General features: G+C 67.3%; 18 protein-coding genes and 1 pseudogene. 7 read left to right on the top strand and 12 right to left on the bottom strand.

Annotation, left to right across the window (positions count from 1 at the left end; genetic code table 11):
• The first annotated feature begins 14 nt into the window (after nt 1-14).
• The 3 genes from ACCC97_RS01555 to ACCC97_RS01545 all read left to right on the top strand — a co-directional run bounded on the left by ACCC97_RS01555 (nt 15) and on the right by ACCC97_RS01545 (nt 2,203).
• Nucleotides 15-602, top strand: coding sequence for a helix-turn-helix domain-containing protein (locus tag ACCC97_RS01555; RefSeq protein ID WP_413331422.1), 588 nt, complete (start codon nt 15-17; stop codon nt 600-602).
• Nucleotides 603-725: 123 nt separating this feature from the next.
• Nucleotides 726-896, top strand: coding sequence for a hypothetical protein (locus tag ACCC97_RS01550; protein ID WP_007828319.1), 171 nt, complete (start codon nt 726-728; stop codon nt 894-896).
• Nucleotides 897-991: 95 nt separating this feature from the next.
• The gene (locus ACCC97_RS01545) at nt 992-2,203 is read left to right on the top strand and encodes an NAD(P)/FAD-dependent oxidoreductase (RefSeq protein ID WP_413331421.1); all 1,212 of its coding nucleotides are present in this window, start codon (nt 992-994) and stop codon (nt 2,201-2,203) included.
• A gap of 12 nt (nt 2,204-2,215) precedes the next feature.
• Here ACCC97_RS01545 and rlmB read toward each other — a convergent pair whose 3' ends face one another.
• From rlmB to ACCC97_RS01525, 4 genes are read right to left on the bottom strand one after another with little or no spacing between them, the layout of a single operon-like run.
• Complete coding sequence (gene rlmB, locus ACCC97_RS01540; protein ID WP_007828317.1) at nt 2,216-2,962, bottom strand: 23S rRNA (guanosine(2251)-2'-O)-methyltransferase RlmB; 747 nt, start codon at nt 2,960-2,962, stop codon at nt 2,216-2,218.
• A gap of 43 nt (nt 2,963-3,005) precedes the next feature.
• Nucleotides 3,006-3,989 carry a phage holin family protein gene (locus tag ACCC97_RS01535; protein WP_007828316.1) on the bottom strand — a complete coding sequence of 328 codons (984 nt, stop codon included), beginning with the start codon at nt 3,987-3,989 and terminating at the stop codon, nt 3,006-3,008.
• A 4-nt stretch (nt 3,990-3,993) separates the two neighbouring features.
• Entirely contained in the window at nt 3,994-4,488 is a 495-nt protein-coding gene (locus ACCC97_RS01530) for a hypothetical protein (protein WP_413331420.1), read from the bottom strand.
• Nucleotides 4,489-4,539: 51 nt separating this feature from the next.
• Complete coding sequence (locus ACCC97_RS01525) at nt 4,540-5,250, bottom strand: ABC transporter ATP-binding protein (protein WP_007828312.1); 711 nt, start codon at nt 5,248-5,250, stop codon at nt 4,540-4,542.
• 36 nt (nt 5,251-5,286) lie between these two features.
• Between ACCC97_RS01525 and ACCC97_RS01520 the strand changes: the two genes are divergently transcribed.
• Entirely contained in the window at nt 5,287-5,919 is a 633-nt protein-coding gene (locus ACCC97_RS01520) for an arylesterase (RefSeq protein ID WP_413313029.1), read from the top strand.
• A gap of 65 nt (nt 5,920-5,984) precedes the next feature.
• Here the strand turns inward: ACCC97_RS01520 and ACCC97_RS01515 are convergent, their stop codons facing one another.
• Both ACCC97_RS01515 and ACCC97_RS01510 read right to left on the bottom strand, forming a co-directional pair.
• Nucleotides 5,985-6,188 (bottom strand): hypothetical protein, encoded by a 204-nt coding sequence (locus ACCC97_RS01515; protein ID WP_007828308.1) that lies wholly within the window; start codon nt 6,186-6,188, stop codon nt 5,985-5,987.
• Between the two features lie 114 nt (nt 6,189-6,302).
• Nucleotides 6,303-7,496, bottom strand: coding sequence for a PLP-dependent transferase (locus tag ACCC97_RS01510; protein ID WP_007828307.1), 1,194 nt, complete (start codon nt 7,494-7,496; stop codon nt 6,303-6,305).
• Between ACCC97_RS01510 and ACCC97_RS01505 the strand changes: the two are divergent.
• From ACCC97_RS01505 to ACCC97_RS01495, 3 genes and pseudogenes are all read left to right on the top strand, one after another.
• Nucleotides 7,495-7,887 (top strand): annotated as a pseudogene (locus ACCC97_RS01505) (DUF6597 domain-containing transcriptional factor); the annotation flags it as partial. The gene ACCC97_RS01510 and the pseudogene ACCC97_RS01505 sit on opposite strands and share 2 nt — an antisense overlap.
• 229 nt (nt 7,888-8,116) lie before the next feature.
• Nucleotides 8,117-8,446, top strand: a complete 330-nt coding sequence (locus ACCC97_RS01500) for a helix-turn-helix domain-containing protein (RefSeq protein ID WP_413331419.1) — start codon at nt 8,117-8,119, stop codon at nt 8,444-8,446.
• Between the two features lie 97 nt (nt 8,447-8,543).
• Nucleotides 8,544-8,993 (top strand): VOC family protein, encoded by a 450-nt coding sequence (locus ACCC97_RS01495; RefSeq protein WP_056598137.1) that lies wholly within the window; start codon nt 8,544-8,546, stop codon nt 8,991-8,993.
• Nucleotides 8,994-8,997: 4 nt separating this feature from the next.
• On the opposite strand, the gene ACCC97_RS01490 is transcribed toward ACCC97_RS01495, so the two are convergent.
• From ACCC97_RS01490 to hflK, 6 genes are all read right to left on the bottom strand, one after another.
• On the bottom strand, nt 8,998-9,522 hold the full coding sequence (locus tag ACCC97_RS01490) for a phosphoribosyltransferase (RefSeq protein WP_007828299.1): 525 nt from the start codon (nt 9,520-9,522) through the stop codon (nt 8,998-9,000).
• A gap of 16 nt (nt 9,523-9,538) precedes the next feature.
• Nucleotides 9,539-10,870 carry an adenylosuccinate synthase gene (locus ACCC97_RS01485; RefSeq protein ID WP_007828298.1) on the bottom strand — a complete coding sequence of 444 codons (1,332 nt, stop codon included), beginning with the start codon at nt 10,868-10,870 and terminating at the stop codon, nt 9,539-9,541.
• Between the two features lie 23 nt (nt 10,871-10,893).
• On the bottom strand, nt 10,894-12,054 hold the full coding sequence (locus ACCC97_RS01480) for an ATP phosphoribosyltransferase regulatory subunit (RefSeq protein ID WP_007828297.1): 1,161 nt from the start codon (nt 12,052-12,054) through the stop codon (nt 10,894-10,896).
• 44 nt (nt 12,055-12,098) lie between these two features.
• Entirely contained in the window at nt 12,099-12,287 is a 189-nt protein-coding gene (locus ACCC97_RS01475) for a DUF2065 domain-containing protein (RefSeq protein ID WP_042672606.1), read from the bottom strand.
• Between the two features lie 22 nt (nt 12,288-12,309).
• The gene (gene hflC / locus ACCC97_RS01470; RefSeq protein ID WP_007828296.1) at nt 12,310-13,209 is read right to left on the bottom strand and encodes a protease modulator HflC; all 900 of its coding nucleotides are present in this window, start codon (nt 13,207-13,209) and stop codon (nt 12,310-12,312) included.
• Nucleotides 13,210-13,226: 17 nt separating this feature from the next.
• A partial coding sequence (hflK, locus tag ACCC97_RS01465; RefSeq protein ID WP_413331418.1) for an FtsH protease activity modulator HflK occupies nt 13,227-14,501 on the bottom strand: 1,275 nt, incomplete at its 5' end.

Genomic DNA, 14,501 nt, shown 5'->3' with positions numbered 1-14,501 from the left:
AATAATAATCTCATATGAGAAACGATCCAACGACAACCAGCGCGCCCGGCCCGGACATCGACACGCTCATCGCCGCCCGGCTGCTGGCGCTGCGGCAGGTGCAGGCACTGAGCCTTGCGGACCTGGCCGAGCGCTCGGGGGTGAGCAAGGCCATGATCTCCAAGGTGGAGCGCGCCCAGAGCAGCCCCACGGCCGTTCTGCTGGGACGGCTGGCCGCCGGGCTCGGCGTACCGCTGGCGCAGCTTCTCACCGAGGAGAGGGAGCAGCCGCAGCGGCTGCGCACTCGCGCCGAACAGGAGATCTGGCGCGACCCGAAGGCAGGCTACCTGCGCCGGCAGGTCGCCGAGCGCCGGGGGGGCGGCGTCGAACTGGTCGAGGTCGAACTGCCGCGCTCGGCACAGGTCGACTACCCGCGCTGGAGCGGCAAGCCGTACCGGCAATGCCTGTGGATGCTCGAGGGCGCCCTCCGGGTCGACTACGGCGACGAGCGCTTCGAGCTCTCGCCCGGCGACTGCCTCGACTTCGGCGTCGACCGGCCGCTGGCCTTCAAGGCGCTGGGCCGCACCGGCTGCCGCTACCTGTTGGCGGCCAGTCCGCAGTAGCGCGGGCCTCGGGCAGCGTCCGCAGGGTAGGCAAGCTCCCACATGCACAGTCGGCGCGCACCGGTGCGACGGTTGGCACGGCCCGGGATACTGCAAGCCATCGTGGCTTCCAGAGGAACGACTATGTCTTTCGTGCTCTACCTGATCGGTTTCCTGATTTTCCTGGCCGGCCTCGCCTGGGGCGCCTCCGTGGCCGGCGTGCCCTCGCTCTACATCGGCATCGGCGTGGTGATCCTGCTGGGCATCGGCATCTTCAGCGCGGTGAGCCGCACACGCAGCAAGGATCCTTCCTGAGTTCACGAAGGCTTCACGCCGCACGCACAGAGGGTCGCTAACTTCGCATGCGCATCGCGGAACGCGGTGCGCATTGCTTCAAGTCGGCGGCCTCCATGCACACCTCTTCTCCCAGTTCTTCTTCCAGTTTCTTTTCTCCCTTCTTTTCGCCTGCCTCTTCGGCAGCGCCTTCGCCCCTTCCCCCGGCCGACCATGTGGGCGGCCTCAAGGTCGACCTGCTCGTGGTGGGCGCGAGCTTTGCCGGCCTCGCCTGTGCGCGGGCGGCCGCCCTCGCGGGCCTCAGCGTGATGGTGGTGGAGAAGAAGGCCAGCGCCGGGGCCAAGCTTCACACCACGGGCATCATCGTCAAGGACGCGGTCGACAGCGTGCCCTGGCTGTCAGAGGTGCCGCCCGCGCTCGTGCGCCGGATCGAAGGGGTGCGCCTGTATGCCCCCAACATGCGCCACGTCGACCTGCACGCACCAGGCTACTGGTTCTGGGCCACCGACGCGCCAGCGCTGCTCGACTGGATGGTGGGTTCGGCGCGCGACTGCGGCGTCGACGTGCGGCTGGGCACGCTGTTCGAGCAGGCACTGTGGGTCAACGGACACTGGGAAGTGCCGGTGACGCAGGGACCCTGCATCACGGCCACCTACCTCGTGGGCGCCGACGGGCCCCATTCGCGCGTTGCCAAGACGCTGGGACTGTCACGCAACACGCGCTTCCTCTACGGCATCGAGCATGAATACCAGGGCGCGCTGATGGCTCCGGGCCTGCTGCATTGCTTCATCGACCGCAGGCTCGCGCCCGGCTACATCGGCTGGGCGCTCCAGGGCGTGGGCGTCAGCCAGATCGGACTGGCGCGCCGCGTGGCGCACCACCATGCCGGGGCGCTGAAGCTCGACCCCCTGCTGCGCAAGATCGCGCCGGTGGTCGCGCCCGGCAATGCGCCGCCGGTCGCGGTGCGCGCGGGCATGATCCCGTGCGGCGGCGTGCTGCCGGTGGTGGCGCGGGAACGGGCGCTGCTGGTGGGCGATGCAGCCGGCATGGTGTCGCCGGTAACGGCAGGCGGCATCCACACGGCGCTGCTGCACGGCCAGCGCGCGGGCGAGGCTGTTGCGCGCTTCGTGCGCCGCGAGGCCGGCGATCCCGCCACGTGGTTCGTGCGCAGCTACCCCGGCTTTCGCCTCAAGCGCACGCTGCGCTGGGCCTTCGACCACTTCCAGAGCGACTGGATGTTCAACCACCTGCTGGGGACGCCGCAGATGCGGCGGGTGGCCGAACTCATCTACTTCCACCGCAAGGGTGGATCGTCGCCAGAAAACTAGCCCGAAAGACGCTCAGGCGCCGCGTTGCCGCATCGCCTCGTAGAGGCACACGCCGCTCGCCACCGAGACGTTCAGGCTCTCGACCGCGCCGGCCATCGGGATGCTCACCAGTTCGTCGCAGGTCTTGCGCGTGAGCTGCCGCATGCCTTCGCCCTCGGCGCCCAGCACCAGTGCCAGGGGGCGCTTGAAGTCGCTCTGATAGATCGTGCCCGGCGCGTCGTCGCTGGTGCCCACGCACCAGATGTTGCGTTCCTTGAGTTCGTTCAGCGTGCGCGCAAGGTTGGTGACCATGAAGTACGGCACCGTCTCGGCCGCGCCGCTCGCCACCTTGGCCACGGTGGCATTGATGCCGGCCGCGTGGTCCTTGGGGGCGATGACCGCGTGCGCGCCGGCGCCGTCGGCCACGCGCAGGCAAGCACCGAGGTTGTGCGGGTCGGTCACGCCGTCGAGCACCAGCAGCAGGGGCACGGTGCCGGCCTCTTCGAGGCCTTCGAGCAGTTCGTCGAGCGAGCGGACCTGTGCCACAGGTTCGACCCGCGCCACCACGCCCTGGTGGCCGTGGCTGCCGCTGAGCTTGGACAGCCGCAGGCCATCGGCCTCGACCAGCCGCACGCCGGCTTCCTGCGCACGCGCGATGAACTGTTTCATGCGCGCATCGCGCCGGCTGGCGTCGAACATCACTTCGAGCACCGATTTCGGCGCGGTCTTGATGCGCACGCCCACGGCATGGAAGCCGAAGATCACTTTGGGAGAAGACATCCCCCGATTATCGAGTGCCGCGCGCCCCTGCCCCAAAGGCCCGTCAAGCGAGCGGCAAACCGCTGAGCGCGCGAGTGCGCTCGTCGTGCAGTTCCTGCACCGCCAGCGCACTCGGATGCACCTTCCCGCCATTGCCCACGCTCTCCAGGTACTGGCAGGCGGCATGGCCTTCGGCGGCCTTTTCGTAGCGCGCGATCCAGGCGTCGCGCGCGGGCAGCTTGTCGGGCGACACCGGCCACACGCCCGGCCGGGGCCGCATGTGGTCGCCGATGCCGATCCGCCAAGGCTTGGCGCTCACCCGGGCGCGAAAGCAGTTCTGGTTGCGGCACATGCGCGCGTAGATCTTGTCGACGCCCAGCGCCTGGAAGCAGTCGGCCACCGCGGTGTCGGACGGGCTGAAGACATCGTGCATCGCCAGCACCCGGAAGCCCGCGGGCGTGCGGTAGATGCGCAGGTTCCAGTCGGGGTGCTGCTGCATGAAGCGCGCGATGCGCTCGGCCGCCTGCTTCTCCGGCACGGGGTTGCCGCTGGGCTCGCCGCGCTTCTTGCGCTGCCCGATGACCCAGGCCACGGCGAAGACCACGATGGCCGCGATCAGTCCACCCAGCCAGGTCTTGGCGGCCCAGCCGCCGACCACGCCTGCGATCAGCGCCGGCACCAGCGCAAAGCCGAACACGCTGCCGCGCAGGGGCTCCTCGAAATCCATGTCGACGAACAGCACATCGGGCGTATTGAGGCAGCGCGCGCCGTAGGTGTTGCGCGTGATGACGGTGTCGCCATGGCGCTCGACGATTTCCTCGCGGATCGGCACGCCATCGGCGCCGTTGTAGGGCACTTTGCGCTCGCGGCGGTCGAGCTTCTCGCCCTGGTGGACGATGCGGTCGAAGGCGTCGCGCGTGCGCTGGTCGGCATGCGCCTGCGCGGCGATCGGGCTCTCGTCGGACCAGCCATAGCGGCGCACGGTGAACTGCTTGCCCGCGACACGCTCCTGGATACGGCCTTCCGCCCAGAACTGGGGAACGATCATCGGCTCAAGCCCCTCTGCCGAAATACAGCCAGATCATGAGCGCGGCCATCGCGATGATCAACGCCGGCAGCCATCTGTAGCCACCGCCGTGCTCGCGGCCCGGTTCGTTCATCGAGCACCGGGGCATGTGCCGGGTCAGCGGGCCGAAGCCGATGCCCGACGGATCCTCGTGGTTGTCGACCAGCCGCTTCGCCGCGGCCAGGCTCAGGCCGGTGGCTTCGCGGGTAAGGCGGATGGCCTCGATCTTGTTGCCCCTCGCCAGGGCCGCGAGCGCGGTGGAGGGCATAGCCGCAAAGCCGCGTTCCTGCCTTGCGGCAGTGGGCGCGCAGCGTCCGCAGGCGGCATCGCCATCCCCTGCTTCCTGCCGGTCGGCATAGCGATCGACGGCTTCCTTGGCCGCCTTGAGGTCCATGCCCGTGCGATTGCGCACGATCTTGATGGCCTCGATCATCCTGCCGCGCTGCAGCGCCAGGACGGCGTCCTGCGGAAGTTCCTCCATGGCTATCTCCTCGAGTTGACTCGCTATTCATTTGATAGCCTAGTGCGCTTGTCATGCGGGCGCCAGAGCCACTTTTTCATTAAGCGAGACGTGCCCGGCCTCGATCGTGATGCGGCGTTCGCACTGCGCCGCGATGCCGCGGTCGTGGGTGACGAGCACGAGCGTGGTGCCCAGTTCCCGGTTGAGGTCGAACATCAGCCGCATCACCTGCTCGCCCGTTGCGAAGTCGAGGCTGCCGGTGGGCTCGTCGGCCAACAGCAGCGCGGGCTGGACCACGAAGGCACGTGCCAGCGCCACGCGCTGCTGTTCGCCGCCCGAGAGCACCTTGGGATAGTGGCCGAGCCGCTGCCCAAGCCCGACGCGGCCGAGCATTTCGGTGGCTGCCTTGCGGGCGTCCTTGCGGTTGGCCAACTCCAGCGGGAGCATCACATTTTCAAGCGCGCTGAGGTTGCCGAGCAGTTGGAAGCTCTGGAACACGAAGCCCACGCGCTGCGCCCGGACCGCTGCGCGCTCGTCCTCGTCGATGGCGAAGATGTCCTCGCCGGCGATGCGCACCGTGCCGCGCGTGGGCGTGTCCAGCCCCGCAATGATCGACAGCAAGGTGCTCTTGCCGGAGCCCGAGGCGCCGACGATGGCAGCGGTTTCCCGCGCGCCGAGGGTGAAATCGATGTCCTGCAGAATGTCCAGCGTGCCGGTCGAGTCCGTGACGGACTTGAAGACATGCTCGACGGCGACAATGGCATCAGACGGGGGTTGGGACATGGAAAGGCTTTGGTTTTGAATCGACGAGACTTTATCTTGACCACCGCCGCGCTCGGCAGCGCGGGGACATGGACGGCCGCGGCGCAGGCCCAGGCCGTGGCAACCGGCAAGCCGGTGATCCTGGTGCTCGGCGATTCGCTGAGCGCAGAGTACGGCCTCAAGCGCGGCGAAGGCTGGGTACCCTTGCTGGAAAAAAGGCTTGCGCAGCAGAAGATCCCGGCCACGGTGGTCAACGCCAGCATCAGCGGCGACACCAGTTCCGGTGGGCGAGCCCGCTTTGCGTCGCTGCTCGCGCAGCACAAGCCCAGCCACGTGGTGATCGAGCTCGGCGCCAACGACGCCTTGCGCGGCCTGCCGCTGTCGGACACGGAAAGCAACCTGCTGCAAATCGCCAGGGCCGCGCAGGCTGCGGGCGCGAAGGTGCTGATCGTCGGCATCCAGGTGCCGCCGAACTATGGCGGCGACTACACGCGGCGCTTCGAGGCGGTGTTTTCCAAGGTGGCTGGCGCCACCAGGTCCGCGCTCGTTCCCTTCCTGCTCAAGGGCGTGGCCGATGCGCCCGATGCGCTCTCGCTGTTCCAGTCCGACCGCATCCATCCGACGGCCGCGGCACAGCCGCAACTGCTCGACAACGTCTGGCCCGAATTGCGCAAGCTGCTGCCCAGGTAATGGAAAAAGCCGCCGCAGGCACAGGCCTGCGGCGGCTTCTTCTCGATCGGTACGCCAGGAGCGGATCAACCGTTCTTGGTGGGCAACTCGGGCACGGTGGGTGGATCGCGTTCGAGCGAGGCCATGTCGGTTTCCGGGTCTCCGGGGGCCAAGCCGTCGCTGCTCGGGCTGAGTTTGCGGTTCGCCTTTTCCCGGAGCTTCTCTTCCTTCTTTTTCTTCTTGGCCAGCTCTTTCTGGCGCTTCTCGTAGCCGTAATTGGGTGTTGCCACTGCTTCTCCTTGGGCGAGGCAGTCAGGGTGACTGCACGTGGCCTACTGTAAGCGATAACGGTGCGGTCTCGAGACGGTACCCCATGACGCTCGCAGGGAGCGCGAAGCGATTTTTTACATCCGCGCCAATGCCTGCTGAAGGTCGGCGCGCAGGTCCTCCACGTCTTCGAGGCCGATGGAAAAACGAACGAGCGTGCCCTTGTAGGGCCAGCGCGCCACGCCGGCGTCGCGCATCAGGCCGATGTCATAAGGCACCACGAGGCTGATCGGGCCGCCCCACGAGTAGCCGAGCCGGAACAGCCGCAGGCTGTCGCAGAAACGATCGACCTGCTCGGTGCTGTAGCGCTCGTCGAATACCACCGAGAACAGGCCCGCCGCGAGGTCGGTGGCGCCGCACAGCGCACGCCAGTGGGTGTGGCCCGGCGAGTCTTCGAGCGCGGGGTGCAGCACCTGCGCAATCTCTTCGCAGCCGTTGAGCCAGCCGGCCAGTTCGCGCGCCGAGCGGTCGTGCGCGGCATAGCGCAGCGCGATGCTGGGCAGCGAACGCAGCAGCGTTTCCACGTCGCCCACGCCGATGCCCCAACCCATGCGCATGTGCGTGAGCTTGAGCGCGCGGTGCAGCCGCTCGTCGCGCGTGATCACGCTGCCCATGAGCACGTCGCCGCCGCCGCTCGGGTACTTGGTGAGCGCGTGCACCGAGATGTCGACGCCCTGCCCGCTGCCGTTGAAATCGAAGGGCGCGAAGGCCAGGCCCGCGCCCCAGGTGTTGTCGAGCGCCGTCATCACGCCGCGCGCGCGGCAGACGTTCACGAGCGCGGGCAGATCGGGAAACTCCATCGTCACCGAGCCCGCTGCTTCCACCCAGACCAGCCGCGTGCGGTCCGACAGCTTGGCCGCGAGGTCGGCCGGGTTCATCGCGTCGTACAGGCGATGGGTGATGCCGAAGTTCGCCAGTTCGCCGGTGGCAAGCGCCTTGTTGGGTCCGTAGGCGTTGTCCGGGATCAGCACCTCGTCGCCGGTCTTGAGGAAAGCGAACGAGACCAGCGAGATGGCCGCCAGCCCGCTGGGCACGAGCAGGCACTCGGTGCCGCCTTCGAGCGTGGCCAGGCGCTCTTCCAGCGTGAAGGTGGTGGGCGTGCCGTGCAGGCCGTAGGTGTAGCCGGCCTTGGTGCGCCAGTCGCGCGCGCGCATGGCGGCCACGTCGGCGAAGAACACCGTCGATGCCTTGAAAACGCCGGGCTGCGGCGCAGCGAAGGTGGCGGGCGGAACGTAGGGGTGGTGGATCAGGGTCGTGGAAGGCTTGCTCATGGGTGGATGCTATCGCGGCCGGCCCGGTGCCTCCGGCACGCGTTCCATCGCACAATGCGCGGATGGGCCAGAGCCCGCTTCATGGAAGAAGCTCGCGATCGTGCAACTGACGCGCCTTGCCCCTTCTCACCTGCGGCCCTTCGTGCGGCTGATGTGGGCCTCGTCGCCCGGGGGCAAGCCTGCCGAGCGCCCGGGTGTGCGCGAGCATGTGCTGCCCACCGGCGGCATGCACCTGGTCTTCCGGCTCTCGGGGCCGCCATTGCGCCTGTTTCGCGACGATGCCGATGCGCAGGGCTTCACGGTGGGCTACGCCATGGTAGGCGGCACCCGCTCGGCCTTCTTCGTGCGCGATGTGTCCGTTGCGACGCGTTCGGTCGGCGTCATGCTGCAGCCGGGCGCGGCCAGGGCGCTGCTCGGGGCGCCGGAAGATGCGCTGGCCGGGCGCCACACCCCGCTCGAAGCGCTCTGGGGTGCCGATGCGGGCTTCGCGCTCGAACAGCTGCACGGCACCGACTCGCAGGCGCGGCAGCTCGCCATCGTCGCAGCCCTGCTGAGCGCGCGCCTTGCCTCGTCCTCCCTGCGCGGCCTGCACCCCCGCGGTGGCGCAGGCACTGGCCCGGATGTCCAGCGCGAGTGCCAACGACAACGACGGGCAAGCCGGTGCCATCGGCGAACTGGTGAAGCAAAGCGGCTACAGCCACAGGCGCTTCATCGCGCTCTTTCGCGGCATGACCGGCCTGGCACCCAAGCAGTACGCGCGCATGCTGCGCTTCGACCGCGTGATCGGCCAGTTCGCCACCGCCCCGGCCCAACGCTGGGTCGAGCTGGCGCTGCAGGCCGGCTACAGCGACCAGGCGCACTTCAATCGCGACTTCCTGGCCATTGCCGGCATGTCGCCGCAGGCGTACCGGCGGGCGGCGCCGGCGTCCTCGCGGCACGTGCGGATCTGAGCGGCCTGCTACGCCCCCGCAGGTCAAAATTGTTCAAGACCCGATTTGCGGCGAGCGCCAGAATCGCGCCCATCTCAACCCGAAGGGACAACAAACCATGGCGATCCACGAGCTGTTTCCGTACCTCTGCGTCCATGATGCCGGCGCAGCCATCGAGTTCTACTGCAAGGTCTTCGAGGTGAAGGAAATCTTTCGCCTGACCGAACCCAGCGGACGCATCGGCCACGCGGAGCTGGACTTCCACAACGGCGCGATCCTGATGATCTCGGACGAATTCGCCGAGTTCAACATCCACAGTGCGAAGACGCTGGGCGGCACGGCCGTCACGCTGCACCTGCATGTGGACGATGCCGACACGTTGGTGGCGCGCGCAGTCGCTGCAGGCGCCACGCTCGACATGGCACCGCAGGATCAGTTCTACGGGGAACGCTCCGGCGTTTTTCGCGACCCCTTCGGCCATCGCTGGAACGTGGGGCACAGCATCGAGAAGCTGACGCCGGAAGAAATGCAGCGGCGCTACACCGAGATGCTCGGCGGCGCCGGCTGAGAGATCAGACCGACCACTTCTCGATCAGCTTCTCGGCGCCGAGCGAGTCGTAGCCTTCGAAGGGCTGGTGGATCCAGGGGTTCGTCGCCAGGTATTCGACCGAGTAGTCAGGCGTGAAGGTCGATAGCGCCTTCGTCCAGATCACCGCGCTGCGCAGTTCGGTGATCGGCTTGTAGTTGTTGCGCAGCATGTCCATCACGGCGTGCAGCGTGTGGCCCGAGTCGGCCAGGTCGTCGACCAGTAGCACCCTGCCAGCGATCTCGCCCTTGGGTGTCGTGATGAAGCGCGCGATGTCGAGATGGCCCTGCACCGTGCCCGCGTCAGCGCGGTACGAGCTGGTCGACATGATGGCAAGCGGCTTGCTGAAGATGCGCGAGAGCACATCGCCAGGGCGCATGCCGCCGCGCGCCAGGCACAGGATGGTGTCGAACTGCCATTCCGACTGGTACACCTTGATCGCGAGCTTCTCGATCAGGTTGTGGTACTCGTCGTAGCTGACGTAGAGATGCTTGCCGTCTTCGGTCAACATGGGTCTTTTTTCCTCTTCAGTCGGCCAAGTAGGGGTGGCGCATCATGATCGTGTGGTCGCGATCCGGGCTGGTCGACACCATGTGGATCGGCACACCGGTGATCTGCTCGATGCGCTGCAGGTAAAGGCGCGCATTGACCGGCAGCTTGTCGTACTGCGTGACGCCCACGGTGCTCTCGGTCCAGCCTTCGAGGGTTTCGTAGATCGGCGTGCAGCGCTCGATCTCGTCCGCGCCCATCGGCAGGATGTCGGTGGTCTCGCCGTCGAGTTCGTAGCCGGTGCACAGCTCGAGCTTCTCGAGGCCGTCGAGCACGTCGAGCTTGGTGATGCACAGGCCCGACAGGCCGTTGACCTGCGCCGAGCGCTTGAGCAGCGCGGCGTCGAACCAGCCGCAACGGCGGCTGCGGCCGGTGGTCACGCCCTTTTCGGCGCCCACGGTGCTCATGTGATAACCGGGGGTGCCGGGCGTGGCCCAGTCGAGTTCGGTGGGGAACGGACCGCCGCCCACGCGCGTGCAGTAGGCCTTGGTGATGCCGAGGATGTAGTGCAGCATGCCCGGGCCCACGCCCGAACCGGCGGCGGCATTGCCGGCCACGCAGTTGCTGGAGGTGACGTACGGATAGGTGCCGTGATCGACGTCGAGCAGCGTGCCCTGGGCGCCTTCGAACAGCAGGTTGGCGCCGTTCCTGTTCGCGTCGTTCAGTTCGCGCGAGACGTCGGCCATCATGGGCTTGAGCAGCTCGGCGTGCCTCATCGCTTCGTTGAAGACTTCGTCGAAATCGATGGCCGGCGCGCTCAGCACCTGCGTCAGCACGTGGTTGTGCAGGTCGAGCAGCACGCGCAGCTTGGTGGCGAAGCGCTCGGGGTGCTTCAGGTCCTGCACGCGCAGTGCGCGGCGTGCGATCTTGTCTTCGTAGGCCGGGCCGATGCCGCGGCCGGTGGTGCCGATCTTCTCGATGCCGCCCTTTTCGCGGTAGGCCTCGCGCGCGATGTCCAGTGCGGCATGGAACGGCAGGATCAGCGGGCAGGCCTCGCTGATGCGCAGGCGCGAACGCACCTCGACGCCAGCCTTCTCCAGCCCTTCGATTTCCTCGAACAGCTTGGCCGCCGACAGCACCACGCCGTTGCCGATGTAGCACTTGACGCCGGGCCGCATGATGCCGCTCGGGATCAGGTGCAACGCGGTTTTCACACCGTTGATGACCAGCGTGTGGCCCGCGTTGTGGCCGCCCTGGAAACGGACCACGCCCTGGGCGCTTTCCGTCAGCCAGTCGACCAGTTTGCCTTTGCCTTCGTCGCCCCATTGGGTACCGACGACGACCACGTTTCTTCCGGTGGTTACGCTCATGCTCGTTCCATTACTTCAAAAATTCAGATCGCTCGGACACTCCACTGGCCTGCTTGCTCGACGAGCTCGCGGTCGCAGTGGAATTCATCGATTTCGCTGCCATGGCCCGGCAGCACGCAGACTACCGTTTCACCGGACTTGCGCAATTGGGCAATCGCCTGACGCAGGCCGGCCGCATCGCTCCAGGGCGCGCGGATGGCGGCGCGCAGCGGGCGGGCCGGCAGCACGCCGACCAGCTCGCGCACGTCGAGGCTGAAGCCGACGGCCGGACGGTTGCGGCCGAACACGGCCCCCACTTCGTCGTAGCGGCCGCCGCGCACCAGCGAATCGGCCGCGCCGGGCACGTAGATGCCGAAGCGCATGCCGCTGTAGTACGCATAACCGCGCAGGTCGGCCAGGTCGAAGCTGATCTGGCGGCCGGCCACGCCCTGGAGGCCGGCAGCGAGCTGCTTCAGGTCGGCCAGCGCGGCGCCGACGGCAGGCGTGCCCTTCAAGGCCTTGGTGGCCTCGTCGAGCACCGACGCGTCGCCGTACAGCTGGACCAGGGCGCGCAGCCCTTCGCGCGAGGCGGCAGGGAAGTCCTTGGTGAGTGAAGCGAGCTCGCTCTCGTCCTTGGCGGCCAGCGCAGCGTGCACCCGGGCCAGCGTGGCGGCATCGACCGGTACGCCGGCGAACAGCGCGCGCACGATGCGGGCATCGGCCAGGTCGACGATCACGCCTTCGCGCAGGCCGGCGGCGTCGAGGCAGTCGAGCGCCAGCAGCAGGGTTTCGGTGTCGGCCTCGAGCCCGGCATGGCCGTAGATCTCGGCGCCGAACTGCAGCGGCTCACGGGTGGCGTGCGGGCGGTCGGGCCGGGTATGGAGCACCGGGCCGCAGTAGCACAGGCGGGCCACGCCGTCGCGGTTCAGCAGATGGGCATCGATGCGCGCCACCTGAGGGGTGGTGTCGGCGCGAAGGCCCATGCTGCGGCCGGAGAGCTGGTCCACGAGCTTGAAGGTTTGGAGGTCGAGCGCCTCGCCGGTGCCCGAGAGCAGCGATTCGAGGTGTTCGAGCAGCGGCGGCATCACCAGCTCGTAGCCATAGCCACGGGCGGTATCGAGCAGCTGGCGTCGAAGTTCTTCGATGTGGCGCGCCTCTGAGGGCAGCACATCGGCAATGTGATCCGGGAGGACCCAGGCGGACATGGGGATCGAGGGCGTGGTTAAACCGGAATTCTACCGGGACCGCGCTACCCCAAGATCCAGAGCAGTAGCAAACCCAGCAGGATGCTGCAAAGTCCGAAGAAACGAAGCTGGCCGTCACGCAGCTGCATGAGCTGGCCGAAGCCGCGCCGCCACCCTCCCGGTGAGACGAAAGGCAGGATGCCTTCGATCACCAGGACGAGCGCCAGCGCGCTCCAGAAAGTGTCGGCGCTCACGGCTCCTGGGGACGGCTGCGAATCAACGACGGGAAGCGTTGGTGTTCGAACCCGAACCTTGCATGGCGCGGAAGAAGTCCGAGGATGGATCGAGCACCATCACGTCGCTCTTCTTGTTGAAGCTCTGTTTGTAGGCTTCGAGGCTTCGGTAGAACTGAGCGAACTGCGGGTCGCGGCCAAAGGCCTCGCTGTACGTGGAAGCGGCCTGGGCATCGCCCTCGCCCTTGATCTTCTGCGCGTCGCGGTAGGCGTTCGCCACGATCACTTCGCGCTGGCGGTCAGCGTCGGCGCGGATCTTCTCGCCTTCGGCCGTGCCGGTCGAACGCAGCTCGTTGGCCACGCGCTTGCGCTCGGCTTCCATGCGGCGGTAGACCGATTCGGTGATGGCTTCCACATAGTCGACACGCGTGATGCGCACGTCGACCACGTCCACGCCCCAGGGCTTGGCACCCTTCACCACCGACAGCACTTCGCGCTGCACGTCGGCCATCAGGGCCTCGCGGCGCACCGAGATCAGGTCGCGCACGGTGCGCTTGTTGATGTTTTCCTGGAACGCATTTCGCACCACGCGGTTGAGCTGCATGGCGCCGGCGTTCTCGTCGAGGCCGACATTGCGGATGTAGGCTTGCGGGTCGCTGATGCGCCAACGCACATACCAGTCGATCACCACACGCTGCTTCTCGGCGGTGAGCATCGGCTCGGTGTCCACGCTCGACAGCGTCAGCAGGCGCTTGTCGATGTACGACACGTTCTGGAACGGCGGCGGCAGCTTGAAGTTGAGGCCGGGCTCCGTGATGACCTGCTTGATCTGGCCAAGCGCATAGACCACGCCGAACTGCCGCTGGTCGACCACGAAAAGGGTCGAGCTTGCCAACACCAGCAGCACGAGGATCGAGGTGGCGATGAATCCGATTCTGTTCATATTCTTTCGGGCCTTTTTCAACGCACGTCGCGGTCACGCGAGCGGCCATCGCGGGCACGCACGTCGTTCGTCGCAGGGGCCACCGGGATCACCGAGGACTGGGCCGGTGCAGTGCCGGCAACGCTCGGGCTGGCCGCGTCGACCGGCGTGGCCGCCGCATTGTTGCCGCTCAGCTGCATGAGCTTGTCGAGCGGCAGGTACAGCAGGTTGGAGCCCTGCTTGCTGTCGACCAGCACCTTCGTCGTGCTGGCGTAGATCTGCTGCATGGCGTCGGTGTACATGCGGTCGCGCGTCACCTGCGGGGCCTTCTGGTATTCGGCCAGCACCGCACTGAAGCGGCCGGCATCACCCTGGGCCTGCGCCACGATCCGCGCCTTGTAGGCCTCGGATTCTTCCTTCAGGCGCGAAGCCGTGCCGGTGGCGAGCGGCACCACGTTGTTGGCATAGGCCTGCGCATCGTTCTTGGTGCGCTCGCGCTCCTGGCCAGCCTTGAGCACGTCGTCGAACGCGGCCTGCACCTGCTCGGGCGGACGCACACCGCCCTGCTGCAGGTTGATGCCGACGACTTCGACGCCGATCTTGTAGCGGTCGAGAATGGTCTGCATCAGCGCGCGCACGCGCGGTGCGATCTGATCGCGCTCTTCGGCCAGCGCGGCGTCCATCTTCATCTTGCCGACCACCTCGCGCACCGAGGTCTCGGCCACCTGCACGACGGTGTCGGCGGGCGACTTGCTTTCGTAGAGCCAGGCACGCGGATCGCTCAGGCGGTACTGCACGGCGAACTTGATCTCGACGATGTTCTCGTCTTCGGTCAGCATGGCCGACTCGCGCAGCCCGGTGGAGCGCACGATGGCGTCGCGGCCGACGTCGGCGGAACGGATCTGCGTGGTCACCACCACCTCGTGGCGCTGGATCGGGTACGGCAGGCGCCAGTTGAAGCCGGCGCCCACGGTGCTCTTGTAGCGGCCGAACTGTGTGATGACGGCCTGCTGGCCCTCGTTCACGATGAAGAAGCCGGTGCCGAGCCAGATCAGGACCACCACTGCCGCCACGAGACCGAGGCCGAATCCTGCATTCTTCATGTCGGGCCTGTAGCCGTTGCCGCCACCATTGCCGCCGTTGGGGCGGTTGCTGCCGCCCTTGCCACCGAAGAAGCCACCGAGCTTGCGATTGAGGTCGCGCCAGAGTTCATCGAGGTCGGGAGGACCTTGATTGGGACCCTGTCCCCGAGGGCGGTTGTCGTTGTTGCCGTTGTTGCCGCCATTGCTCGAAGGCGGTGGGGTCGGTGCGCC

Origin of the sequence: Variovorax sp. Varisp85 (assembly GCF_047304045.1) — a bacterium.
Taxonomy (GTDB): domain Bacteria; phylum Pseudomonadota; class Gammaproteobacteria; order Burkholderiales; family Burkholderiaceae_C; genus Variovorax.
Note: the sequence above shows the minus strand (reverse complement) of the source record. Positions and strands in the feature narration are given on the sequence as shown.